Source organism: Streptantibioticus rubrisoli (assembly GCF_024436055.1).
In the GTDB taxonomy this organism is placed as follows: domain Bacteria; phylum Actinomycetota; class Actinomycetes; order Streptomycetales; family Streptomycetaceae; genus Streptantibioticus_A; species Streptantibioticus_A rubrisoli.
The window spans coordinates 129,373-150,238 of sequence record NZ_JANFNH010000010.1; the positions used below are offsets into that span (position 1 = coordinate 129,373).

The 20,866-nt window shown below is 71.8% G+C and carries 23 protein-coding genes and 1 pseudogene; 11 read left to right on the top strand and 13 right to left on the bottom strand.

Translation table 11 applies throughout. From position 1 onward, the window contains the following. Window positions 1-75: 75 nt before the first annotated feature. From NON19_RS33680 to NON19_RS13035, 3 genes are all read right to left on the bottom strand, one after another. Window positions 76-168 (bottom strand): Ms4533A family Cys-rich leader peptide, encoded by a 93-nt coding sequence (locus tag NON19_RS33680; protein WP_372514121.1) that lies wholly within the window; start codon window positions 166-168, stop codon window positions 76-78. 64 nt (window positions 169-232) lie between these two features. Then, window positions 233-1,273: a DUF3152 domain-containing protein gene (locus NON19_RS13030; protein WP_255927548.1), complete on the bottom strand. Its 1,041-nt coding sequence runs from the start codon at window positions 1,271-1,273 to the stop codon at window positions 233-235. Between the two features lie 8 nt (window positions 1,274-1,281). Next, on the bottom strand, window positions 1,282-2,268 hold the full coding sequence (locus tag NON19_RS13035) for an alpha/beta fold hydrolase (RefSeq protein WP_255927550.1): 987 nt from the start codon (window positions 2,266-2,268) through the stop codon (window positions 1,282-1,284). A gap of 174 nt (window positions 2,269-2,442) precedes the next feature. Here NON19_RS13035 and NON19_RS13040 point away from each other — a divergent pair, with 174 nt between their 5' ends. The 4 genes from NON19_RS13040 to NON19_RS13055 all read left to right on the top strand — a co-directional run bounded on the left by NON19_RS13040 (window position 2,443) and on the right by NON19_RS13055 (window position 4,180). Continuing rightward, window positions 2,443-2,622, top strand: coding sequence for an Rv3202a family protein (locus NON19_RS13040; RefSeq protein WP_255927552.1), 180 nt, complete (start codon window positions 2,443-2,445; stop codon window positions 2,620-2,622). A 179-nt stretch (window positions 2,623-2,801) separates the two neighbouring features. Next, window positions 2,802-3,443 carry a TetR/AcrR family transcriptional regulator gene (locus tag NON19_RS13045; RefSeq protein WP_255927554.1) on the top strand — a complete coding sequence of 214 codons (642 nt, stop codon included), beginning with the start codon at window positions 2,802-2,804 and terminating at the stop codon, window positions 3,441-3,443. A 79-nt stretch (window positions 3,444-3,522) separates the two neighbouring features. Next, window positions 3,523-3,750 (top strand): DUF3107 domain-containing protein, encoded by a 228-nt coding sequence (locus NON19_RS13050; protein WP_255927556.1) that lies wholly within the window; start codon window positions 3,523-3,525, stop codon window positions 3,748-3,750. Between the two features lie 154 nt (window positions 3,751-3,904). After that, window positions 3,905-4,180: a hypothetical protein gene (locus tag NON19_RS13055; protein ID WP_255927558.1), complete on the top strand. Its 276-nt coding sequence runs from the start codon at window positions 3,905-3,907 to the stop codon at window positions 4,178-4,180. A gap of 99 nt (window positions 4,181-4,279) precedes the next feature. On the opposite strand, the gene NON19_RS13060 is transcribed toward NON19_RS13055, so the two are convergent. Then, window positions 4,280-5,008, bottom strand: a complete 729-nt coding sequence (locus NON19_RS13060; RefSeq protein ID WP_255927560.1) for a ferritin-like fold-containing protein — start codon at window positions 5,006-5,008, stop codon at window positions 4,280-4,282. A 329-nt stretch (window positions 5,009-5,337) separates the two neighbouring features. On the opposite strand from NON19_RS13060, the pseudogene NON19_RS13065 reads away from it, so the two are divergent. The 3 genes and pseudogenes from NON19_RS13065 (at window position 5,338) to NON19_RS13075 (ending at window position 8,950) form a co-directional block, all read left to right on the top strand. Beyond that, window positions 5,338-7,669: pseudogene (locus NON19_RS13065) on the top strand (DEAD/DEAH box helicase). Between the two features lie 85 nt (window positions 7,670-7,754). Continuing rightward, on the top strand, window positions 7,755-8,627 hold the full coding sequence (locus tag NON19_RS13070; protein WP_255927564.1) for an alpha/beta fold hydrolase: 873 nt from the start codon (window positions 7,755-7,757) through the stop codon (window positions 8,625-8,627). 182 nt (window positions 8,628-8,809) lie between these two features. After that, window positions 8,810-8,950, top strand: coding sequence for a DUF8834 family protein (locus tag NON19_RS13075; protein WP_255927566.1), 141 nt, complete (start codon window positions 8,810-8,812; stop codon window positions 8,948-8,950). 94 nt (window positions 8,951-9,044) lie between these two features. Here NON19_RS13075 and NON19_RS13080 read toward each other — a convergent pair whose 3' ends face one another. From NON19_RS13080 to NON19_RS13100, 5 genes are all read right to left on the bottom strand, one after another. Further along, window positions 9,045-9,650 (bottom strand): MarC family protein, encoded by a 606-nt coding sequence (locus tag NON19_RS13080; protein ID WP_255927568.1) that lies wholly within the window; start codon window positions 9,648-9,650, stop codon window positions 9,045-9,047. Window positions 9,651-9,762: 112 nt separating this feature from the next. Then, the gene (locus tag NON19_RS13085; RefSeq protein ID WP_255927570.1) at window positions 9,763-10,620 is read right to left on the bottom strand and encodes a PHP domain-containing protein; all 858 of its coding nucleotides are present in this window, start codon (window positions 10,618-10,620) and stop codon (window positions 9,763-9,765) included. A 132-nt stretch (window positions 10,621-10,752) separates the two neighbouring features. Beyond that, complete coding sequence (locus NON19_RS13090; RefSeq protein WP_255927572.1) at window positions 10,753-11,391, bottom strand: DUF6758 family protein; 639 nt, start codon at window positions 11,389-11,391, stop codon at window positions 10,753-10,755. A gap of 215 nt (window positions 11,392-11,606) precedes the next feature. Beyond that, a complete protein-coding gene (locus tag NON19_RS13095; RefSeq protein WP_255927574.1) occupies window positions 11,607-12,200 on the bottom strand; it encodes a suppressor of fused domain protein in 594 nt (197 codons plus the stop codon). Window positions 12,201-12,632: 432 nt separating this feature from the next. Beyond that, on the bottom strand, window positions 12,633-13,559 hold the full coding sequence (locus tag NON19_RS13100) for a DMT family transporter (RefSeq protein WP_255927598.1): 927 nt from the start codon (window positions 13,557-13,559) through the stop codon (window positions 12,633-12,635). A 178-nt stretch (window positions 13,560-13,737) separates the two neighbouring features. Here NON19_RS13100 and NON19_RS13105 point away from each other — a divergent pair, with 178 nt between their 5' ends. Further along, a complete protein-coding gene (locus NON19_RS13105) occupies window positions 13,738-14,301 on the top strand; it encodes a hypothetical protein (RefSeq protein ID WP_255927576.1) in 564 nt (187 codons plus the stop codon). Here the strand turns inward: NON19_RS13105 and NON19_RS13110 are convergent. Further along, window positions 14,288-14,941 carry a hypothetical protein gene (locus tag NON19_RS13110; RefSeq protein WP_255927578.1) on the bottom strand — a complete coding sequence of 218 codons (654 nt, stop codon included), beginning with the start codon at window positions 14,939-14,941 and terminating at the stop codon, window positions 14,288-14,290. The genes NON19_RS13105 and NON19_RS13110 overlap by 14 nt on opposite strands. A gap of 169 nt (window positions 14,942-15,110) precedes the next feature. On the opposite strand from NON19_RS13110, the gene NON19_RS13115 reads away from it, so the two are divergent. Genes NON19_RS13115 through NON19_RS13125 form a run of 3 tightly spaced genes read left to right on the top strand, consistent with a single transcriptional unit; the run spans window position 15,111 to window position 18,150 of the window. Next, window positions 15,111-16,409: a magnesium transporter MgtE N-terminal domain-containing protein gene (locus NON19_RS13115; RefSeq protein ID WP_255927580.1), complete on the top strand. Its 1,299-nt coding sequence runs from the start codon at window positions 15,111-15,113 to the stop codon at window positions 16,407-16,409. Continuing rightward, window positions 16,406-16,963 (top strand): DUF1003 domain-containing protein, encoded by a 558-nt coding sequence (locus NON19_RS13120; RefSeq protein ID WP_255927582.1) that lies wholly within the window; start codon window positions 16,406-16,408, stop codon window positions 16,961-16,963. The genes NON19_RS13115 and NON19_RS13120 overlap by 4 nt, the downstream gene beginning before the upstream one ends. Before the next feature lie 29 nt (window positions 16,964-16,992). Next, window positions 16,993-18,150, top strand: coding sequence for an Mrp/NBP35 family ATP-binding protein (locus tag NON19_RS13125; protein WP_255927584.1), 1,158 nt, complete (start codon window positions 16,993-16,995; stop codon window positions 18,148-18,150). A gap of 31 nt (window positions 18,151-18,181) precedes the next feature. Here NON19_RS13125 and NON19_RS13130 read toward each other — a convergent pair whose 3' ends face one another. The 3 genes from NON19_RS13130 to NON19_RS13140 all read right to left on the bottom strand — a co-directional run. Beyond that, on the bottom strand, window positions 18,182-18,865 hold the full coding sequence (locus NON19_RS13130) for a hypothetical protein (protein ID WP_255927586.1): 684 nt from the start codon (window positions 18,863-18,865) through the stop codon (window positions 18,182-18,184). Between the two features lie 160 nt (window positions 18,866-19,025). Then, window positions 19,026-19,475, bottom strand: a complete 450-nt coding sequence (locus NON19_RS13135) for a sec-independent translocase (protein WP_255927588.1) — start codon at window positions 19,473-19,475, stop codon at window positions 19,026-19,028. Window positions 19,476-19,596: 121 nt separating this feature from the next. Continuing rightward, a partial coding sequence (locus tag NON19_RS13140; RefSeq protein WP_255927590.1) for a S1C family serine protease occupies window positions 19,597-20,866 on the bottom strand: 1,270 nt, incomplete at its 5' end.

The window sequence follows — 20,866 nt, forward strand, 5'->3', positions numbered from 1 at the left end:
CGGCAAGGTCGGAACGGAACACGCACTGCGCCCGCGCGGGAGCGGTGTTCCCCGGTCACCGGGGAACGGGCGGGGTCAACGACAGTGGACGTCGGACACGCAGTGCTCGGCCACGCCGATGAGCGCCAGCTTGATCGCGGCGCGCTCGGTGACATGGCTTGAGGACATGCCCAGAAGACTGAAGGATTTCTTTGGGAATGTCAAAGCAAGCCTGATGGAAGCCAGTGATTCCTCAGCTGCCGGTGGGGAACGGCCATGGATTCGGTCGGCAGGTGCGCCCGTCCGTGGTCAGGAACTTGGTCTGCTGCATCATCACCGGCGCCAGCGCTCCCTGCTTGCCGCACTGCTCGTGGTTGTGACCGAGCCGATGTCCCACCTCGTGATTGATCAGCATCTGCCGGTACATGTGCATCCGGTCGGGACCATAGGTGTCCGAACCCTGCGCCCAGCGGTAAGCGTTGATCATCACCCGGTCGGTGGCCGCCGAGTCACATGAGACGTTCTCGTCCAAGGTGTCCAGACCCGACTTGGCGCACCACTTCCCGGTGGTCACCGGACTCGCCAGCGTGATCACGAAATCCGGCGTACCGGAGGAGATCCGCTCGAAGGTCCGGGTACCGCCGTGGCCCCAACTCCGGTCATCGTTGAGGGTTTTCTGCACCGCGTCGGCGAACAGCCGCCCGTCCAACGGAAGTCCCCGCTCGACGTCCACCCGGTACCGCAGCACCTGCCCCCGCCCCGGCGCCGGGTCGTGCCCCGGCACCGCCTCGAAGCCGCCACCCAACGCGAGCCTGGGGTCCAGCGGGTAGCGCAGGGCCATCGCCTGGTCGTAGCCGGGCCGCTCCGGCGCGGCCCGCTGGTCGGAACGGGACGCCGCGCCGCCGTCGGCCCGCCGCCCGGCGTTGCCCGGGGCGGCGTCGACCGTGCCGTGCGGCTGGCCAACACCGGTGAGCCGTACGGCGAGCACTGTGGCCAGCACGGCGGCGAGCACGGCGACCGATACCGCGATGCGGCGGCTGCGGCGGCTGCGGCGGCTGCGGCGGCTGCGGCGGCTGCGGCGGCGTGACGGCTCGTCGGCGCGAATCGGCTTCCGGGCAGGTGACGGCTCGTTGGCTCGGGTCGACTTCTGATCAGGTGACGGGTTGTCGGCTCCAGTCAACTTCTGGCGCGGGCCGGGTACTTGGGGCCTGCGGCGGCCGGTGCCCGGTGCCGTTGCGGCATGCGGGTCGGCGGCGCGCACGGGGGTACGGCTGGTCGCGCTGTGGCGTCCCACGAGGGCGATCAGCTCCTGTTCAGGGGCGCGGCGTCCGCCTGGTGGTCCTCCGCGAGCAGATCGCGGAAGGCCCTGGCCACCAGGTGCGGGTGCTCCATCATCGACACATGGCCGCCGTCCGGAATGGACAGCAGCCGCGCGTCACGGAACGCCTTCGCCGCCCGCCGCGCCATCCGGAACGACACCAGCTTGTCCCGCCCGCCGTAGACCAGCAGCGTGGGCGCCAGCACGCGCTCCGCCTGCCGCCACAGTGAGTGCTGCCCGCCGAGGGTGTAGGCGTTCACCAGGCCGCGCGTGGAGCGCACCATCGCGTCCCAGAAGTACGGCAGCGCCAGCCTTCGCTCGTACTCCTCGGCGTCCGCCGCGAACTCCTGGGCGCTGATCCGGGACGGGTCCCCGTAGCACAGCGAGAGCAACGCCTGCGTGCGCCGCTCCACCGACCAGTCCCGGGTCGCCCGCGCGTACAGCCGGGGCAGTCCGGGCACGGAGGCGAGCGCGGTGGGCCACGCGGTGCGCTGCGGGGGGAGTTCCGGCAGGGCCGGGGAGACCAGGGTGAGGGTGCGCACCAGATCGGGGCGCAGGGCCGCGATCCGGGTGGCGACGGTGCCGCCCAGCGAGTTGCCGACCAGGTGGACCGGCCCGCGTCCTTCCGACTCCAGCAGGGCGACGACGGCCCGTGCGTGGCCGTTGACCGAGTAGTCGCCGTCGTCCGGCGGTGGCGAGAACCCGAAGCCCGGCAGGTCGACCGCCGCTGCGTCCACCTCGTCCGCCAGCAGGCCCATCAGCGCCGACCAGTTCTGCGAGGAGCCGCCGAGCCCGTGCACGAACAGCGCGGGCGCCAGCCCGGCGGCGCGCGGCGGCCGGGACCGTACGGTCAGCGACCAACCGGGCAGCGAGACCGTCCGCAGCGCCTCGCCGTCAGCCGACGCTCCCGCCACCGGGACGGTCGGCGTCGGCTCCACCACTGCGGCTTCGGTCGACTCGGTCGAAGACATGGAGCAATATTACGAGCCGATCACGCCGCCCCAGAGGCGGCGGAAGGTGTGGCGGCCCTCACACCGGCCCGGTCCACCGGCTTTGGCGGGCATGCCATGCTGCGCCGCTGGGCACCCTCTCCTACGCTCGTATCTAGGCTCCTACACGAGGTCGTCACCGGCCGAGGAGGTGTCATGTCGGACGAACAGCTGACCGCTGATCTGGAGGCCAACGAGGCGGACGCCGCGGAACAGCAGCTGGACGTTCTGGAGGAGGACGAGACGGCGGCCGAGCCGGTCCCCGACGAGGCCAACGAGGCCGATGCCGCGGAACAGCACCGTCCCGTTCCTCTGGACGAAGACGACTACCGCTGACAAGACGCCCCAAAACGGTGGGGGCCACGGGCTCCCGGCACGTACCAGGGGATGAGATTCTGCGTCCGCGCCAGGCACAGTGCCGTTACCGAAAAGTACGATGTCCAGCGCATGCGCGGTTATGCCGCACATGCCAGACACACTTCGCAGGACGTCAGTGCGAGCATTTGGGAGGCGGCGTGACAGCCATCGAGCAGACTGAGGCGCGCCCGCGCGGGACGCGTCTGCCGCGCCGCGCCCGACGCAACCAGTTGCTGGGTGCGGCCCAGGAGGTCTTCGTCGCGCAGGGTTACCACGCGGCGGCGATGGACGACATCGCCGAGCGTGCCGGGGTCAGCAAGCCGGTGCTCTACCAGCACTTCCCGGGCAAGCTGGAGCTCTACCTGGCCCTGCTCGACCAGCACTGCGAGGCGCTGGTGCAGGCGGTGCGCGCGGCGCTCGCCTCGACCACGGACAACAAGAAGCGCGTCGAGGCGACCATGCACGCCTACTTCGCCTACGTCGAGGACGAGGGCGGCGCCTTCCGGCTGGTCTTCGAGTCCGACCTGACCAACGAACCGGCGGTCCGCGAGCGGGTGGACAAGGTGGCGCTGGACTGCGCCGAGGCGATCAGCGAGGTGATCGCCGAGGACACCGGTCTGGCCAAGGAGCAGTCCATGCTGCTGGCGGTCGGCCTCGGCGGCGTCTCCCAGGTGGTCGCCCGCTACTGGCTCTCCAGCGGCAGCCCCATCCCGCGCGACCAGGCGGTGCAGTTGCTGACCTCGCTGGCCTGGCGCGGTATCGCGGGCTTCCCGCTGCACGGTGCCGAGGGCCAGCACTGACACCCCGTTCCGGGCAGTAGTGTTGGCGGCGTACGGCGCGGTTTGTCGCGCAGACCGCCAGACCATCGGAGGGAAAGCCGTGGAGGTCAAGATCGGCGTGCAGAACGCGCCGCGCGAGATCAACATCGAGAGCACGCAGTCTCCCGAGGAGATCGAGAAGGCCGTGGCCGCGGCCCTGAGCGGCACCGAGAAGCTGCTGGTGCTGACCGATGAGCACGGCCGCAAGGTGCTGGTCCCGGCCGAGCGGCTGGCCTACGTGGAGATCGGTGAGCCGTCGAAGCACCGGGTGGGCTTCGGCGCCCTGTGAGCCCGCGATAGCCGACGGACGGCGGCCGACCCGGTGAGGTGACCGGGTCGGCCGCCGTTCGTTTGGGCACCCCGTCGCCGTGGGTAGTACCGGAAGCGTCTGATTTACGACTGGTTACGACGTTGTGCCGGACGTAAGGGCCACGGGAGGACGCATGGTCTGGGCAGCACTGGGCAGCGCGATCATCGGGCTGGGCGCGGCGTGGGCGGCACTCCGGCTGTTCCCGCGCCGCTTCCCGTCCCGCGCCCTGACCCTGGTCACCGGCCTGGTGGCGAGCCTGCTCGGCGGCGTGATCACCCGCTTCGTGGTCGGCCCGGGCAACCTCGCGGTCCCGCTGCTCGCCGCCCTCGGCGTCGGCGCCGCCCTGCTCTCGCTACTGGTCCGCGACCCGGGCCAACGCCGCCGATCAGCGGTACCGCACACGGCCTGACGGGTCCCGGGGGCTTGCCCCGGAAAGGAGTCCGCCGCGGCGGCGAGCAACCACCACGGCGGAAACCGGCGGTCAACGACAACCGCAACCCAAATCGATCTAGGAGGCGAGCCCCAGCGCGGCCATCCGCTTGGTGTGCGCCTCGGTGATCCGGGTGAACATCCGCCCGACCTCCGCCAGGTCGAACCCGTCCGCAACACCACCGACCAGCATGGTCGAAAGGGCGTCCCGTTCCGCGACGACGCGCTGCGCCTGCGAGAGCGCCTCGCCCATCAACCGGCGCGCCCACAGCGCCAGTCGGCCGCCCACCCGCGGCTCGGCCTCGATCGCGGCCCGTACCTTCTCCACCGCGAAGCTGGCGTGCCCGGTGTCGTCCAGCACCGCCAGCACCAGGCCGCGGGTGTCGGAGTCCAGCCGGGCGGCGACCTCGCGGTAGAAGTCACTGGCGATCGAGTCGCCCACGTACGCCTTGACCAGGCCCTCCAGCCAGTCCGACGGCGCGGTCTGGCGGTGGAAGCCGTCCAGCGCGGCCGCGAACGGCTCCATCGCGCCGGTCGGGTCCTCGCCGATCTCCGCGAGCCGGTTGCGCAACCGCTCGAAATGGCCGAACTCGGCCGACGCCATCTTCGCCAGCTCCGCCTTGTCCGCCAGGGTCGGCGCCAGCTTGGCGTCCTCCGCCAGCCGCTCGAACGCGGCCAGCTCGCCGTAGGCCAGCGCACCCAGCAGGTCCACGACCGCGGCCCGGTACTGCGGGTCGGCGGCGGCGGTGGCCCAGTCCTGGGCGGCGATCCCGGTTGCCGTTGTGGTGCTCTCGTCAGGCGTCTCCATGGTGGGCACAATAGTCCGCCGACGGACGGCGGAAAGCCCCCGTCAGGCGCGTTCCGGCCGGGCCGCGCCGCCGGCACGCGTCAGCGCGCCGAACATTTTCCCGAATCCAAACAAAATCTGTCCTCGGCGGCTGGGCGTTTCCGGGGTACAGTGATACAAGCCCGCCTAGTCTTCGTGGATTAGTCTTCGTGGAGCACGGCAGGCTTTCGCATGAATGCGGATGCCCGGTCGGTGGCCCGATCGGCTCCGAACCGACCGTCCTCCCCACCTCCCGGGGGGAGGGCCCCGCTCGCGGCACGTGTGAGGGCCGCGGTCCCGCGCTCCCGGCCATCTACGGCCGTACGACACTCCGGCGCGGTCAGCGTCCGACGGACGGACGCTCGACCCCCCTCACCGCACAGTGCCGCGCTCATAGAAGAGGCAAGCATCCTGTCCACCACGACCTTCCGTGACCTGGGGATCCTCCCCGAAACCGCCGAGGCGCTCGAAGCCGTCGGCATCACCACTCCGTTCCCCATCCAGGAGATGACGCTCCCGGTCGCACTGTCCGGCAGCGACGTCATCGGCCAGGCCAAGACCGGTACCGGCAAGACCCTCGGTTTCGGTCTGCCGCTGCTGGAGCGGGTCACCGTCCCCGTTGACGTGGAGGCCGGTCGGGCCAAGCCCGAGGCGCTCTCCGACAGCCCGCAGGCGCTGGTCGTCGTGCCCACCCGCGAACTGTGCACCCAGGTCACCAACGACCTGCTGACCGCGGGCAAGGTCCGCAACGTGCGGGTGCTGGCGATCTACGGCGGCCGGGCGTACGAGCCGCAGGTCGAGGCGCTGAGGAACGGTGTCGACGTGGTCGTCGGCACCCCGGGCCGACTGCTGGACCTCGCGGGCCAGCGCAAGCTCGACCTGTCCTCGGTGCGCACCCTGGTCCTTGACGAGGCCGACGAGATGCTCGACCTGGGCTTCCTGCCCGATGTCGAGAAGATCATGGACATGCTGCCGAAGAAGCGGCAGACCATGCTGTTCTCGGCCACCATGCCCGGCCAGGTCATCTCGCTCGCCCGCCGCTACATGTCGCAGCCCACGCACATCCGCGCCACCGCGCCGGACGACGAGGGCGCGACCGTGGCCAACATCACCCAGCACGTCTTCCGTGCGCACTCGCTGGACAAGCCCGAGTTGGTGGCCCGGGTGCTGCAGGCCGAGGGCCGCGGGCTCGCGATGATCTTCTGCCGCACCAAGCGCACCGCCGCCGACATCGCCGAGCAGCTCTCCAGCCGCGGCTTCGCGGCGGGAGCCGTACACGGCGACCTCGGCCAGGGCGCGCGCGAGCAGGCGCTGCGCGCGTTCCGCAACGGCAAGGTCGACGTACTGGTCTGCACCGATGTGGCGGCCCGCGGCATCGACGTCGACGGCGTGACGCACGTGATCAACTACCAGACGCCCGAGGACGAGAAGACGTACCTGCACCGGATCGGCCGCACCGGCCGGGCGGGTGCTTCCGGTACCGCGCTCACCCTGGTCGACTGGGACGACATCCCGCGCTGGCAGCTGATCAACAAGGCGCTCGACCTGCCGTTCAACGAGCCGCCGGAGACCTACTCCACCTCTCCGCACCTGTACGAGGCGCTGAACATCCCGGAGGGCACGAAGGGCGTGCTGCCGCGCGCCGCGCGTACCCGGGCCGGGCTGGCCGCCGAGGAGATCGAGGACCTCGGGGAGACCGGCGGCCGCGGTCGTGGCCGCAAGGGCTCCGGCGCGGCCGACACCGACCGCCCGAAGCGCGAGCGCGCCCCGCGCCAGCGCCGCCGCACCCGCGGCGGCCAGCCGCTGGAGGCGACGGCGGAGGCGGCGGCCACGGAGGCCGCCGCTCCGGTTGCCGAGGCGTCCCGTCCGGCCCCGCGCCGACGCCGCCGCACCCGCGGCGGCGCGTCCCTGGCTGCCGCGCCGACGGCTCCGGCCGCCACGGAGGCGGCGCAGCCGGAGGCGGCACGGGAGGAGGCCGCGGTGACCGTGGCCGCTCCGGCTCCGGCCGCTGAGGAGGCGGCTCCGGCGCCGCGCCGCCGCCGCACCCGCAAGGCGACGGCCACCGCCGAGGTGGTGGCCGAGGAGACGGCACCCGCACCGGAGGCGGCCACAGCGCAGACGGCCACCGGGGAGGAGGCTCCCGCCCCGCGCCGCCGCACTCGCAAGGCCGCCGCCAAGGCGCCCGCAACGGAGGCGGCCCCCGCCACCGACGCAACCGACGCAGCCACCGCCGACGAAGCCGCGCCCAAGCGCCGCACCCGCAAGACAGCCGCCAAGGCCCCCGCGACGGAAGCAACGGCCGAAGAAGCCGCACCGGCACCCCGCCGCACCCGCAAGGCCGCCACCAAGGCGCCCGCAACGGAGGCGGCCCCCGCCACCGACGCAACCGACGCAGCCACCGCCGAAGAGGCCGCGCCCAAGCGCCGCACCCGCAAGACAGCCGCCAAGGCCCCCGCGACGGAAGCAACGGCCGAAGAAGCCGCACCGGCACCCCGCCGCACCCGCAAGGCCGCCACCACAAAGGCGAAGGCGACCGAAGCGAAGGCGACCGAGGTGAAGGCATCCGACGCAGCCCCCGCCGAGGAGGCCGCGCCCAAGCGCCGCACCCGGAAGGTGGCCGCCAAGGCGCCCGTGGAGGCGTGACATTGGCCGAACGGTGTGCCGGTTCCCGCACGGGGACCGGCACACCGTTTTTCCGCGCACCGCACCGCCCGCGTAATCTCGCCGCATGAGCCGACCGCCCCTGCTTGAGCTCCCGCCCTGCGTGCGCGCTTACCGACTGCCCACCTCCCGTGGGTCGTTCGCCGTGTTGGACGCGGGGGACGCACGGCGTGGTACCGCCCTTCTGGTGCCGGGGTTCACCGGCAGCAAGGAGGACTTCAACGGGCTGCTTGAGCCACTGGCCAACGCGGGCTGGCGAGTTGTCGCGGTGGACGGCCGCGGCCAGTACCAGACCGGTGGGCCGCGCGACGAAAGCGCCTATGCGCTGTGGGAGTTGGCGGCCGATGTGGTCGCACAGGCAGCGGCGCTGGACGCGGACCGGGTGCATCTGCTGGGGCACTCGTTCGGCGGCCTGGTGAGCCGGGCCGCCGTCCTCCTCGGCGGAGCCGGTCCGTGGGCGTCGTTGACGCTGATGAGTTCCGGACCGGCCGCCATCGAGACCGCCCAGCAGCAGCGCACGAAGATGCTGCTGGACGCGCTCGCGGTGATGGACATGGAGAGCGTCTGGCAGGCCATGCGGGAGCTGGACGTACAGGAGGCCGCCCCTGCCGACGAGCCGTCGAGGCTGCGCGCCGAGCCGCCGGGGCTCGACGCGTTCCTGCACCGCCGCTGGCTGTCGAACGTCCCCGAGCAACTGATGGCCGCTGGCCGTCAGATGATCGCCGAGGCGGACCGGGTGGCCGAACTCGCGGCGGTCGAGCTGCCGAAGCTCGTCGTCTCCGGCGAGGTGGACTACGCATGGCCCACCCCGTGGCTGGACGAGATGGCGGACCGGCTGGGCGCCCGCCGCGAGGTGGTCGCGGGCGCCGAGCACTCCCCCAACGCCGAGCGGCCGGGGGCGACCGCGGCTGTGCTCGACGCCTTCTGGGGTTCGCTGTGAAGGCCCGTCGTTAGACGGTGAAAAAATTTCTTTAGCGTAGGGAATGTTTTCCCCGGTACATTCGTTGTACCCAGATGTAACGGGCACGACATCGCGGCGAAGCAGCCGCGGCCTTCAATGAGGAAGTGTCCGCCAGTCAGAACCCCGTGGTCGACGCGGGACGGACGAAAGGGAGAACCTCAATGCGCTTCGAGGTCGTACGACTCGACGATGTCAACGGCTCGGCCGTGGACAGCACCGTGGTGGACGCCGCCTCCGTCAAGACGATCGTTCAGCAGGCGGCCGCCACCGGCCAGCGCCTCTACATCCGCCCCGCGGAGTAAGCCCTCAAGGCCCTCAAGCCCCTCAAGACGCCGACAGCGCCCCGTACACCGTGGTACGGGGCGCTTTCGCGTCACCGGCCTGCGCCGCGGGGCCTCAGCTGCCGTGGATGAAGCCCATCACGCCATTGGCCACCTGCTGCACCGCGATCGCCGAGAGCAGCATGCCGGACAGCCGGGTCACCAGCACCACACCGCCGTCCTTGATCAACCGGATGATCGCCAGCGAATAGCGCATCGTCAGCCAGAGCACCAGGTGCATGGCGGCGATCGCCGCCCACACCGACATCTGCTGGCCCACACCGTTGGCGTGCTGCACCGCGAGGATCACCGTCACGATGGCGCCGGGACCGGCGAGCAGCGGCATGCCGAGCGGCACCAGCGCCACGTTCACGTCCTTGGTCGCGGTCGGCTCGTCGGCCTTGCCGGTCAGCAGGTCCAACGCGATCAGCAGCAGGAGAAGACCGCCGGATATCCGCAGCGCGGGTACCGACACATGCAGGTAGTCGAGGATCTGCTGGCCGCAGACCGCGAAGACCGCGATCACGCCGAAGGCGACCAGCACGGCTTGGAGCGCCATCCGGCGCTGGACCTTGGCGGTACGGCCGCCGGTGAGGGCTATGAAGATCGGGGTGATCCCGGGTGGGTCCATGATCACGAACAGCGTGACAAATACCGACCCGAAGAGGGTGACGTCGAACATGTTCAGGTGGTGCTTTCCGCGGTCGGGGGCTGTGCGGCGGCACGACGCGGCAGGGCGCGACGCGACGCTTGGGGGTACGAGGGGAGGGCGGGCCGAGGTCAGGTAAGCGGTGCTAGATGGCGCTGATCGGAACGGCGCCGGTCGCCCGGCGGAAGATCTCCCGGTAGACCTCGGGGTCCGTGGTGTACTCGCCGAGACGACAGCTCTTGCGGCTGCCGTGGTAGTCGCTCGACCCGGTGGCCAACAGGTCCAGCTCACCGGCGAGGGCGCGCAGCCGGGCGCGGGTGGGCTCGTCGTGGTCCATGTGGTCGACTTCCAGACCGTCGAGACCGGCGGCGGCGAGTTCCGCGATCACGGTCTCCGGCACGGTCTGGCCGCGCTTCGCGGCGGCCGGGTGGGCGAACACGGTGACCCCGCCCGCGCCCTTGACCAGGCGGATGGCGTCGAACGGGTCGAGTTCGTGCTTCTCGACGTAGGCGCGTCCGCCGTTGGCCAGCCACTTGTCGGTGAAGGCGTCGGAGACCGTGGGTACGACGCCGAGTTCCACCATCGCGGTCGCCACGTGCGGTCGTCCCACCGCGCCGTCACCGGCGATCCGCGCGACCTGCTCCCAGCTCACCGGAACCCCGAGTTCGCGCAGTTTGGCGACCATGGCCCGGGCGCGCGGCACCCGGTCGTCGCGGACCAGTTCGCGCTCCCGGGCCAGCTCCGGCTCGTCGGGGTCGAAGAGGTAGGCCAGCATGTGCATGCTGACGCCGCCGATCCGGCAGGACAGCTCCGCGCCGGTGACCAAGGTGAGCGGCCGATCCAGCGCGCGTACCGCCGCGACGGCCTCGGCGTGGCCGCCGACCGTGTCGTGGTCGGTCAGCGCGACGACGTCCAGACCGGCCGCCGCGGCGTTGTTGACCAGCTCGGTGGGGGTGTCGGTGCCGTCCGAGGCGGTGGAGTGGGTGTGCAGGTCGATACGCACGCGCTGCTCCTTCACTGCCTCGGGACGGGTACGGTCGCCGCCGACTTCAGTCGGCCAGTATCACCTTCGAAAACCAAGGATAACGGCGATGGCAACCCCCAAATCCCAGGAGTCCACGCAGGGGGACGGGGCTCAGTCCAGCAGCCGCGGCGACAGCGCCCCGCAGGGCAGCAGATCTATCTCCGCACCCGCCTCCCGCAGGTCGGTCAGTATCAGCTCGTCGTACATCAGCAGCCCCGACTGCTCCGGCCAGACGATCGCCCACAGCCACAGGCCGAACGCCTCGCCCGCGAAGACCGCGCGGTCGGCCGGTGAGTCGGCGACGTGCCACAGCGGTGTCGGGCGGCCCGCGGCCAGCACCTTGGCGTGCGGCGGCTGGTCCACCGGCATCCCCGGGCCGGGATCGGGTCCCGGGATCCCCGCGTAGCGGGCGCCGAGGCCGACTCCCAGTTCCTCCGCCACCAGCAGCAGTTCTCCCGGACCCCCGAGCGGCCCGGGCCCTGAACATGCGACGGCGGTGGCCCGGCCGCCGCTGCGGTCGTCCCCCGCGCAGGCGACGCCGGTGAACAGCCAGCCGACGGGCAGCGGCCAGGGCATCCACACCGGTACCCGCGCACGACGCACCACGACACTGAGCGCCTCGACGCTCGGCGGAACGACAGGTTGCAGCGGGTGCACACTGCCGTGAACGTCACACTGCCATGAATCCGCGAAGAGGCCGGGCGCCCGCACCCGGCCCCCGCACTTCGGGCAACTGGGTTCGCCCCTCATAGCGCCCCACGGTCCTCTTCTTCTCGCCCCCACGTCAAGGACGATCACCCGTCCGCAGCGCGTCACGACCCGGGCAAGCCCCGTGACACGCACCGGCGGTGTCGGACCGTCAGCGTCCGAGCCGTCCGCCCTGGGGGTTCGGGGGCTTGCCCCCGGGAAGATCCGCCGCGACGGCGGGCGACCACAACGGCGCGGACCGGCGGTACCGAACCCACCTAGTCCGTGAGAGGGACGCCGCCGCGCACCGGGTCGCGCAGGTCGGTGCCAGCCGACAGCCAGCGCTCCTGCAGCGCGGCAGCGCCGTGCACCCGCTTCCACGCGGCCTCGTTGGCGGTCATCGGCAGCAGCGGGAAGAACCGCACCGGCTCCATGGGCGGGTCAAGCTCCAGGTCCGCCACCAGTCCGCCGGGCTCGGCGACCAGCACGGCGGAGAACGGCGCGCCGGGCCACAGCGGTTCACCGACGTCCAGCGAGGCGCCCGGTGCCACCACCACGCCCTCGACCTGCGGGGAGGCGGCCAGTACGGCCAGCGGCCTGAGCACCTTGTCGGTGTCGGCGTACCCGGTGCGTACGGTGAGGACCAGTTCGGCGCGCGGGCCGCGGACCGGGTCCGCGGTGACCGAGGTGGGGTCGGTCATCGGCTGCCGGGACATCCCGAGGGTCGCGTAACGCACCACGCCCGACTCGGCGTCGGAGAACCGCAGCACCTCGATGCGCTCGGTGCCGAGGAAGGTCACCGCCGCCCGTGCGTCCGGTTCGCCGAGCGCCGTGCGCAGCCGCGCCTCGGTCAACTCCAGTACGTCAGCCATACGGCGAGCATAGATCGCGCGGCGCGGGCTCCCGGTCTGCGGGGCGCCCGGCACCTGCTTGGTGGGGTTAGGGCGCCGCCGTCCGCAGACCGGCGGCGGAACATCCCGGCCCGCGCGGCGGCGTTGACACGGCCGGGCGGGTCCGCCAACTCAGGTGCGGGGCAGCTCAGTTGGGCGGGCGCGGCGGTAGCGGTGCCTCGCGGTTGGTGAAGTCCGCTGCGGTTCGGTAGCGCCCTGAAGGGGCGCGGGGCTGTGTTCATGTGCGGCTCCGCCGCGTGGGCGCGACCAGCCACGACGGTGCCGCAGCCGATCGACCGCACATCGCGGCACTTCCAGCGAGGCGCTTAGAACGTGGTGCTCGGTGTAACCGTGCTGGTCTGCGCGGTCGTCCACACCGGGTTCCGGCCCAACGGCTCAGTGTCACGCACCTGTTCACACGCCCGGCTCGGGCAGCGGCTTGGGGGTGTTCCGCTCGGCGCGGATGACCAGGACGAGCCCGGCGAGGATCACCAGTAGCGCCGGGTACGCGGCCACCGGCGGCGTCTGGCCGAGCCACAGCGCCGCGATCAGCGCGGCACCCGGCGTCTCCAGCAGGATCGCGGTGGAGGTGACCGAGGGCCCGAGGCCGTGCACCACCCGGTTGATCAGCGAGTGCCCGAGCAACTGCGCGGCGACGGTCAGCGCGGCCAGCTTCAGCCAGGTCTGCCCGGTGTATCCGCCACCCAGTGAGACCCCGGACAGCAGGCACACCACCAGCAGCGCCACGGCCGTCGTGGCGTAGCAGACGAACGTGTACGCGGCAGTGCTGACGGTGCGCCGCACCTCCGAGCCGAGCAGCACGTACCCGGCCGCCGCGATACCGCCGCCGAGCGCGAGCGCGTCGCCCGCCAGCGCCCGGGTGGACAGCGACAGGTCCACCCCGGAGACCATCAGCACACCGGCGAACGCCACCGCCGCGCCCGCCCACACCAGGCCCGGCTGCCGCCGTCCGCGCAGCCGCAGCAGCACCGTGGTCCACACCGGCGTGGTGGTCACCAGGGCGGTCGACGAGGCCACCGAGGTCATCGACAGGCTCGGCAGCCACAGTCCGAAGTGCAGCGCCAGGATCGCCCCGGCGGCCATCGACAGCAGCACCGCCCGCCGTCCCATGCCGCGCAACTCCGCGCGCCCGCGCAGCAGAACGAACGGGCTGAGGGCACCGACCGCCATGGCGTTGCGCCAGAAGGCGATGGCCAGCGCGGGCGCGGCCGTGGCGGCGATCAGCGGTGCGGAGAACGACACTCCGGATATCGCCACCGCGAGCAGCAGGAAGTCGATCCGCCGGGTCCCGGTGGCGATCGGGGACTCACCCCGCCGCACCGACGAGCGTGGGGACGTGACACGGGATCCAGCGGACACGGGCGGCGGCTCTCCTCACGGGTTGCGGTCTCGCAGGAGGTTAGTGCCCGGCGTTGTTCCAGGTTAGGCCGCCTCCGGCAGATCCGCTGACCGCCACCGCGGCGGGCGGCACCCAGCGGCCGCCAGGCATACTTCTGGCATGACGCAGACGGGACGGGACGGGGCGCCGGACGAGCGGTTGCTGGACCGGGCGCTGATCGAGGAGGCCGCCAAGAAGTCCGGGCTGTTGTGGGTGCGCGGCACCGAGGGCCCCGTGGCGCTGTGGCACCTGTGGCACGACGGCGCCGTGTGCCTGGTCGGCGGCGGCCCCGGCGAGCAGCCGCTGCCGGGCCTCGTCGACGGCGGTACGGCCACCGTCACCGTGCGCAGCAAGGACAAGGGCGGCCGACTCGTCGCCTTCGAGGCCCGGGTCAGCGAGCTGACGCCGCACAGCCAGGCGTGGGAGTCGGCAGTCGAGGAGCTGAAGGGCAAGCGGCTCAACGCGCCGGACGCCGACACCATGGCCGAGCGCTGGGCCCGCGAGTGCCGGGTGCTGCGGCTCGAACCGCACGGCTCGGCCACCGAGCGCCCCGGCGCCATGCCGGACGACAGCGGCGCCGCGGCCCCGGTGCCCAGCCCGGCGACCACCCGACGGCCGATCCCGGCGGCGCTGCCCCGGCTGCTGGTCGGCAGGCGCGGCGCCAAGCGGGTCAGAAACCGCTGACCTTCCCGTAGTCCAGCACCCGGCCGCTGTCCGGCGCCCGCACGGTGAACGCCTCGCCCCAGCCGGTGAGTTGCAGCGATCCGGCGCCGCCGGAACTCTCGTACCGCAGCGGATACGGGCGGCCCCGCAGCGAGACGTCGAGCGTGCCGCCGGGCGCGGTGACGGCGATGGTGGGGGTGCCGCCGACCGAACGGTGGCCGCCGCGGGCCGGGTTGGAGCCGAGCGAGAACAGGCCGTCGAGCAGTTGCCGCTTGTCGGTGAGGCCGGACAGCCGCCGGTAGGCGGGGTCGCCGGTGGGCACCTTGACGTACTTGCCTCCCAGTCCGCCGGACAGCCGGGAGCCCTTCAGGTACAGGTCGGTGCCGACGCGTAGCAACTCGTAGGTGTCGTGGCCGGTGCTCACCCGGCCGCTTCCGGCGTCCGGGCCCAGCCGCACGTCCAGCCGGTAGGTCCGGCCGCCGCTGCTGACCGAGCCGGACAGCCGCACGGTGTCGGCCCGCTCGGCCGCGCCGCGGGCCTGGGAGACTATGGCGCCGGGGGCCAGCCCGCCGACGCCGTTCGTGCCCTGTTCGGCGTCACCGCACCCCACCAGTAGCAGGGCGGCCAGTGCGCACAGGGCCGTCCGCCGGACGGCGGTCACTAGACGTCCACCTCCTGTAGCGACGAGTAGCGAACGCTACTCCCCGCCCGCCGTCCGCCACCACCTGATCAGGAGCGCGCTCCGCGCGCAGGCCAAACCGCGAGCCGGGGCCGTTACCCTTGCCTCTGGTCATTTGATCCTTCTGACAGTGGCGTAACGGAGGCTCGGCATGGTCGCAGGAGCCCCGCGGGTATTCATCTCTCACCTGTCGGGTGTCGCCGTCTTCGACCCCAACGGCGATCAGGTCGGTCGGGTACGGGACGTCGTCGTCATGCTCCGGGTCGGCAGGCGGCCGCCCCGGGTGCTCGGGCTGGTCGTGGAAGTGGTCAGCCGACGCCGCATCTTCCTGCCGATGACCCGGGTCACCAGCCTGGAGTCCGGCCAGGTCATCACTACCGGCGTGCTGAACATGCGGCGCTTTGAGCAGCGCGCCGCGGAAACGCTTGTGCTGGGTGAGCTGCTGGACCGCCGGGTGCGCCTGGTGGAGTCCGACGAGCAGGTCACCGTGCTCGACGTGGCGATGACCCAGCTACCGGCCCGCCGCGACTGGGAGATCGACAAGGTCTTCGTCCGCCGTGGCAAGGGCGGCGCGCTACGGCGGCGCGGTGAGGCGCTCACCGTCGAGTGGTCGGCGGTCACCGGTTTCTCGGTCGAGGAGGAGGGGCAGGGCGCCGCGAACCTGCTCGCCACCTTCGAGCAGCTGCGCCCGGCCGACCTGGCCAACGTGCTGCACCACCTGTCGCCCAAGCGCCGCTCGGAGGTCGCCGCCGCGCTCGACGACGACCGGCTCGCCGACGTCCTCGGCGAGCTGCCGGACGACGACCAGGTGGAGATCCTGGGCAAGCTGGCCGAGGAGCGGGCCGCCGACGTGCTGGAGGCGATGGACCCCGACGACGCCGCCGACCTGCTCTCCGAGCTGCCCGAGGACGACCAGGAGCGGCTGCTGACGCTGATGCAGCCGCAGGACGCGGCCGACATGCGGCGGCTGCTGTCGTACGAGGAGCGCACCGCGGGCGGTCTGATGACCACCGAGCCGATCGTGCTGCGGCCCGACGCCTCGGTCGCCGACGCGCTGGCCCGGGTCCGCAACAAGGACCTGACCCCGGCGCTGGCCGCCCAGGTGTACGTGTGCCGACCACCGGACGACACCCCCACCGGCAAGTACCTCGGTGTGGTGCACTTCCAGCGACTGCTGCGCGAGCCGCCGTTCACCCTGGTCGGCTCGGTCGTGGACACCGATCTGCGGCCGCTGCCGCCGGACACCCCGCTGCCCGGGGTGACCAGCTACCTCGCCACGTACAACATGCTGGCCGCGCCAGTGGTGGACGAGAGCGGTTCGCTGCTGGGGGCGGTCACCGTGGACGACGTACTGGACCATCTGCTGCCCGACGACTGGCGTGAGGTGGCGGTCGCCAAGATGCCGCACGAGCTGACGCACGCGAGCGAAGACGGAGGAGGTCGCGCATGACCATGGAACGGAGCAAGGCGACAGCCTCCGGCCCGGCCCGCTCCCGGGTCCGGCTGGACGTACCGCGCGAGACGCGGATCAGCGTGTTGCCGTCGTACGACCCCGAGACGTTCGGCCGGATGTCGGAGCGCGTCGCGCGCTTCCTGGGGACCGGGCGGTTCCTGATCTGGATGAGCGTGCTGCTGTTCCTTTGGGTGCTGTGGAACACCTCGGCACCGAACGACCTGCGGTTCGACAACTACCCGTTCATCTTCATGAACCTGGCGCTCTCGCTGCAGGCCGCCTACGCGGCACCGCTGATCCTGCTAGCCCAGAACCGGCAGGACGACCGGGACCGGGTCAACCTGGAGCAGGACCGCAGGCGCAACGAGCGCAGCATCGCCGACACCGAGTACCTCAGCCGGGAGATCGCGGCGCTGCGCATGAACATGGGCGAGGTCGCCACCCGCGACTGGATCCGCTCCGAACTGCAGGACATGCTCAAGGAGCTGGAGGAACGCAGGCAGGCCGAGCCGGAGCGGAGTGACAAAGCCGACGCGGCACCCCGCCCGTAGTGTCACCGGTGCGCCGTACCATCAGTCGTATGGCTACCGACACGTACGGCTCCGTCCCCGGCGCAGACGCGGTGCGCGCCGCGCTGGCGACGGTGAACGATCCTGAGATCAACAAGCCCATCACCGATCTCGGCATGGTCAAATCCGTGGACATCGCCGAGGGCGGTCTGGTGCGGGTCGGGGTCTATCTGACCGTCTCCGGCTGCCCGCTGCGGGACAAGATCACCAGCCTGGTGACCGACGCGGTCTCCAAGGTGCCGGGCGTCACCGGTGTCGAGGTCGAGCTGGACGTGATGAGCGACGAGCAGCGCCGTGAGCTGGCGGCGTCGCTGCGCGGCGGCCAGGCCGAGCGGGAGATCCCGTTCGCCCGGCCGGGGTCGCTGACCCGGGTCTACGCGGTCGCCTCCGGCAAGGGCGGCGTCGGCAAGTCCTCGGTGACCGTCAACCTGGCCGCCGCGATGGCCGCCGACGGCCTCAAGGTGGGGGTCGTCGACGCCGACATCTACGGCCACTCGGTGCCGCGCATGCTGGGCGCGGACGGTCGGCCGACCCAGGTGGAGAACATGATCATGCCGCCGTCGGCGAACGGCGTGAAGGTCATCTCGATCGGCATGTTCACCCCCGGCAACGCGCCGGTGGTCTGGCGCGGCCCGATGCTGCACCGCGCGCTCCAGCAGTTCCTCGCCGACGTCTACTGGGGCGATCTGGACGTACTGCTGCTCGACCTGCCGCCCGGCACCGGTGACATCGCCATCTCCGTGGCGCAGTTGATCCCGAACGCCGAGATCCTCGTGGTGACGACGCCCCAGCAGGCGGCCGCCGAGGTGGCCGAGCGGGCGGGCACCATCGCGGTGCAGACGCACCAGAAGATCGTCGGCGTGATCGAGAACATGTCCGGCATGCCCTGCCCGCACTGCGACGAGATCGTCGACGTCTTCGGCACCGGCGGCGGCCAGCGGGTCGCCGACGGCCTGACCAAGGTCACCGGCACCAACGTGCCGGTGCTCGGCGCGATCCCGATCGACGTACGGCTGCGCGAGGGCGGCGACGACGGCCGCCCGGTGGTGCTCACCGACCCGGAGTCACCCTCCGGATCGGCGCTGCGCACCATCGCGGGCAAGCTCGGCGGCCGCCAGCGCGGTCTGGCCGGGATGTCCCTGGGCATCACCCCGCGCAACAAGTTCTGACCGCCTGCCAGGGCGTCACCGCCCGCGTGGGTTACCCCTCGTAGGCGGTGATGTCCGGCACCACGGCGAACGCCAGGCCGTAGGCGCTCATCCCGCGCCCGTACGCGCCGATGTGCGCCGTCGGTGCCGAACCGGCCAGCACCCAGCCGTACTCCGACTCGCGGTAGTGGAACGGGGTCGGCACACCGTCCACCGGCAGCGTCAGCGTGGACCAGTCGGAGCCGGACAGGTCGTCCGCCAGCTCCCAGGCGATCGCCGTCTGCTGCTCCAGCCAGTCCTGCCGCAGCGACCGCTCCATCCGGTGCGGCCAGGTGTACGACAGCAGCCCGGAACCGGCCAGCCAGGCCGCCGAGTTGACCGAGGTGGCCTCCAGCACGCCGGTGCCGTCCGCACTGCGCCGCAGCGGCCGGTGCGCCAACGTCACGACGACGGCGAACCGCTGGGCGTCCGGCGCCGGATCGGCCATCGGCAGCGAGGCCTTCAGCGTCGGCACGTCGCCGTGGCCGAGGGCGCCGTGCTCCACCGTACCGTCCGCGCTGGTGCCCACCTGCATCAGCCAGCGCGGTCCGGCGAACGCCTGGTCCAGCCCGTACCAGGGAAAGGACGCCAGCAGATAGCCGTCCACCGGACGGCTGGCGCCCGGTGCGCTGCCGCCCACCCCCGGGTCCCGCTCACCACTGGCTGCCGTTGCCCCCGCACGACTCGTGGTCTCCACCGCGGCGCCTCCTCCATTGCCCGCACGTCTCACCGGCCGACGCGGGGTGCGTCAGCCGATGCGCCCCACCCCTCGGGCGAACCCAAAACGAATACAAAAGTAATGGACAACCTAAGTGAGAATAGCCACTCTTAGGTGGCGATCCGGGCAGGTGGTCGACTCAGGTGGCGTCCGCGTCGAACGGCGGACGCTCGCCCGGCCGTAGCGGTTCGCTCTTGCGCAGCGGGTCGGCGCCGTTGGCCGCCGCCGCGCTCGCGGGACCACCGGCGGTGCGGACCGTACGCCCGCCCTCCTGCACGGCCTCCCTGACGGCCGCCACCTCGTCCTTGAGGTCGAAGCTGCTGCGGATGTCCTTCAGCCCGAGGCTGTCGTTGTCCAGCAGGTTCTTGCGGACGAACGTCTTGGGATTGAGGTCCTCGAACTCGAAGTCCTTGAACTCCGGACCAAGCTCCTTGCGGATGTCCTCCTTGGCGCTGTCGGAGAACTCACGGAGCTTGCGGATCATCCGGCTGGCGTCCTGGATCAGTTTGGGCAGCTTGTCCGGCCCGAAAATGATCACTGCGAGGAGCATGATGGCAACAACATCCAACGGACTTATGTTGAAGAACACCGTCGCAGCTCCTTGTGACGTCTTTGGACACCAACGGTACCCGTCCGTCGAGGCGGCTCGGGAGGGTGCCCGGGGAACGTCGGGTGCGTCGCGGCGGGCAACGCATCGCGCGCGCCGTGGGTCATCCGGTGGTCGAGCCGCCGAGCACCAGGTCGACCGTGCGGGGCGCCGCGTCACCGCTCTTGACCGTCAGCCTGATGTGGTCGCCGGGCGTGTGGCTGCGGGTCCGCACGATCAGTTCGGCGCCGGTGTGCACCGGCTCGCCGTCCACCTGGGTGATGATGTCGCCGGGCTTGAGGCCCGCGTTGGCGCCCGGGCCGCCCGGAGTGACGGCGGGCGCGCCGTTCGTCCCCTGGTCGGCGATCCGGGCACCATCACCGACGTAGCGCATGTCGACGGTGACCCCGATCACCGGGTGGACGGCCTTGCCGGTGTTGATCAGCTCCTCGGCGACCCGCTTCGCCTGGTTGATCGGGATCGCGAACCCCAGCCCTATGCTGCCGCCCTGGCTTCCAGCGCCGTCCGGTGAGCCGTTGTCCGCCGAGCGGATCGCGCTGTTGATGCCGATCACCTGGGCCTGGGCGTTCATCAGCGGACCACCGGAGTTGCCGGGGTTGATCGGCGCGTCAGTCTGCAGCGCGTTGACGTAGCTGACCTCGCCGCCGCCCTGCGCACCGCCGGACGCGGTGATCGGGCGGTCCTTGGCGCTGATGATGCCCGAGGTCACCGTGCCCTCCAGGTCGTACGGGGCGCCGATGGCGACCACCGGGTCGCCGACGCGCACCGACTCGGAGTTGCCGAGCGTCAGCGGCTTGAGGCCGGACACCCCGCTGACCTTGATGACGGCGAGGTCGTCGCCGGCGTCCCGGCCGACGATGCTCGCCTTGTGCGTGGCGCCGCCGCTGAACGTCACCGAGATGTCGCCACTGGACGCGGCCGGAGCCACCACATGGTTGTTGGTGAGGATGTGGCCCTGGGCGTCCAGCACGAACCCGGTGCCGGTGCCCTCCTCGCCGTTGCCCTTGACGTGGATGTAGACCACACCGGGCAGTGTGGCTGCGGCGATCCCGGCGACGGTGCCCGGCGCCCGCCCGCCGTGGTCGGCGGGTGCCTGCGGCAGGGTGATTCCGGTACCGGCGTCCTGCCGCTGGATGTAGGCGCCGGCGACCCCGCCGACCAGCCCCGCCACGATCGCGGCCGCCACGACCGCGCCCACCAGCCCGCGCCGCCCGTGCACCGAAGTGGGCCGCGCGGCCTGGACGGGCGGCGCCCACGGGTCGTGCGGCTGCGCGGGCGGTGGGGGCGGCACCGTCGGGCGCTGCACGGGCGGTGCGGGCGCCCATGGGCCGGGGCGGCCGTACGGCGGGGTGCCGTAGGGGTCCGCGGGGTGC

Excerpts from the sequence above, each read along its gene's own strand:
- NON19_RS33680 (WP_372514121.1), bottom strand. The coding sequence starts at position 168 with ATGTCCTCAAGCCATGTCACCGAGCGCGCCGCGATCAAGCTGGCGCTC.
- NON19_RS13035 (WP_255927550.1), bottom strand. The coding sequence starts at position 2,268 with ATGTCTTCGACCGAGTCGACCGAAGCCGCAGTGGTGGAGCCGACGCCG.
- NON19_RS13040 (WP_255927552.1), top strand. The coding sequence starts at position 2,443 with ATGTCGGACGAACAGCTGACCGCTGATCTGGAGGCCAACGAGGCGGAC.
- NON19_RS13055 (WP_255927558.1), top strand. The coding sequence starts at position 3,905 with ATGGTCTGGGCAGCACTGGGCAGCGCGATCATCGGGCTGGGCGCGGCG.
- NON19_RS13060 (WP_255927560.1), bottom strand. The coding sequence starts at position 5,008 with ATGGAGACGCCTGACGAGAGCACCACAACGGCAACCGGGATCGCCGCC.
- NON19_RS13070 (WP_255927564.1), top strand. The coding sequence starts at position 7,755 with ATGAGCCGACCGCCCCTGCTTGAGCTCCCGCCCTGCGTGCGCGCTTAC.
- NON19_RS13075 (WP_255927566.1), top strand. The coding sequence starts at position 8,810 with ATGCGCTTCGAGGTCGTACGACTCGACGATGTCAACGGCTCGGCCGTG.
- NON19_RS13080 (WP_255927568.1), bottom strand. The coding sequence starts at position 9,650 with ATGTTCGACGTCACCCTCTTCGGGTCGGTATTTGTCACGCTGTTCGTG.
- NON19_RS13090 (WP_255927572.1), bottom strand. The coding sequence starts at position 11,391 with ATGAGGGGCGAACCCAGTTGCCCGAAGTGCGGGGGCCGGGTGCGGGCG.
- NON19_RS13095 (WP_255927574.1), bottom strand. The coding sequence starts at position 12,200 with ATGGCTGACGTACTGGAGTTGACCGAGGCGCGGCTGCGCACGGCGCTC.
- NON19_RS13105 (WP_255927576.1), top strand. The coding sequence starts at position 13,738 with ATGACGCAGACGGGACGGGACGGGGCGCCGGACGAGCGGTTGCTGGAC.
- NON19_RS13115 (WP_255927580.1), top strand. The coding sequence starts at position 15,111 with ATGGTCGCAGGAGCCCCGCGGGTATTCATCTCTCACCTGTCGGGTGTC.
- NON19_RS13120 (WP_255927582.1), top strand. The coding sequence starts at position 16,406 with ATGACCATGGAACGGAGCAAGGCGACAGCCTCCGGCCCGGCCCGCTCC.
- NON19_RS13125 (WP_255927584.1), top strand. The coding sequence starts at position 16,993 with ATGGCTACCGACACGTACGGCTCCGTCCCCGGCGCAGACGCGGTGCGC.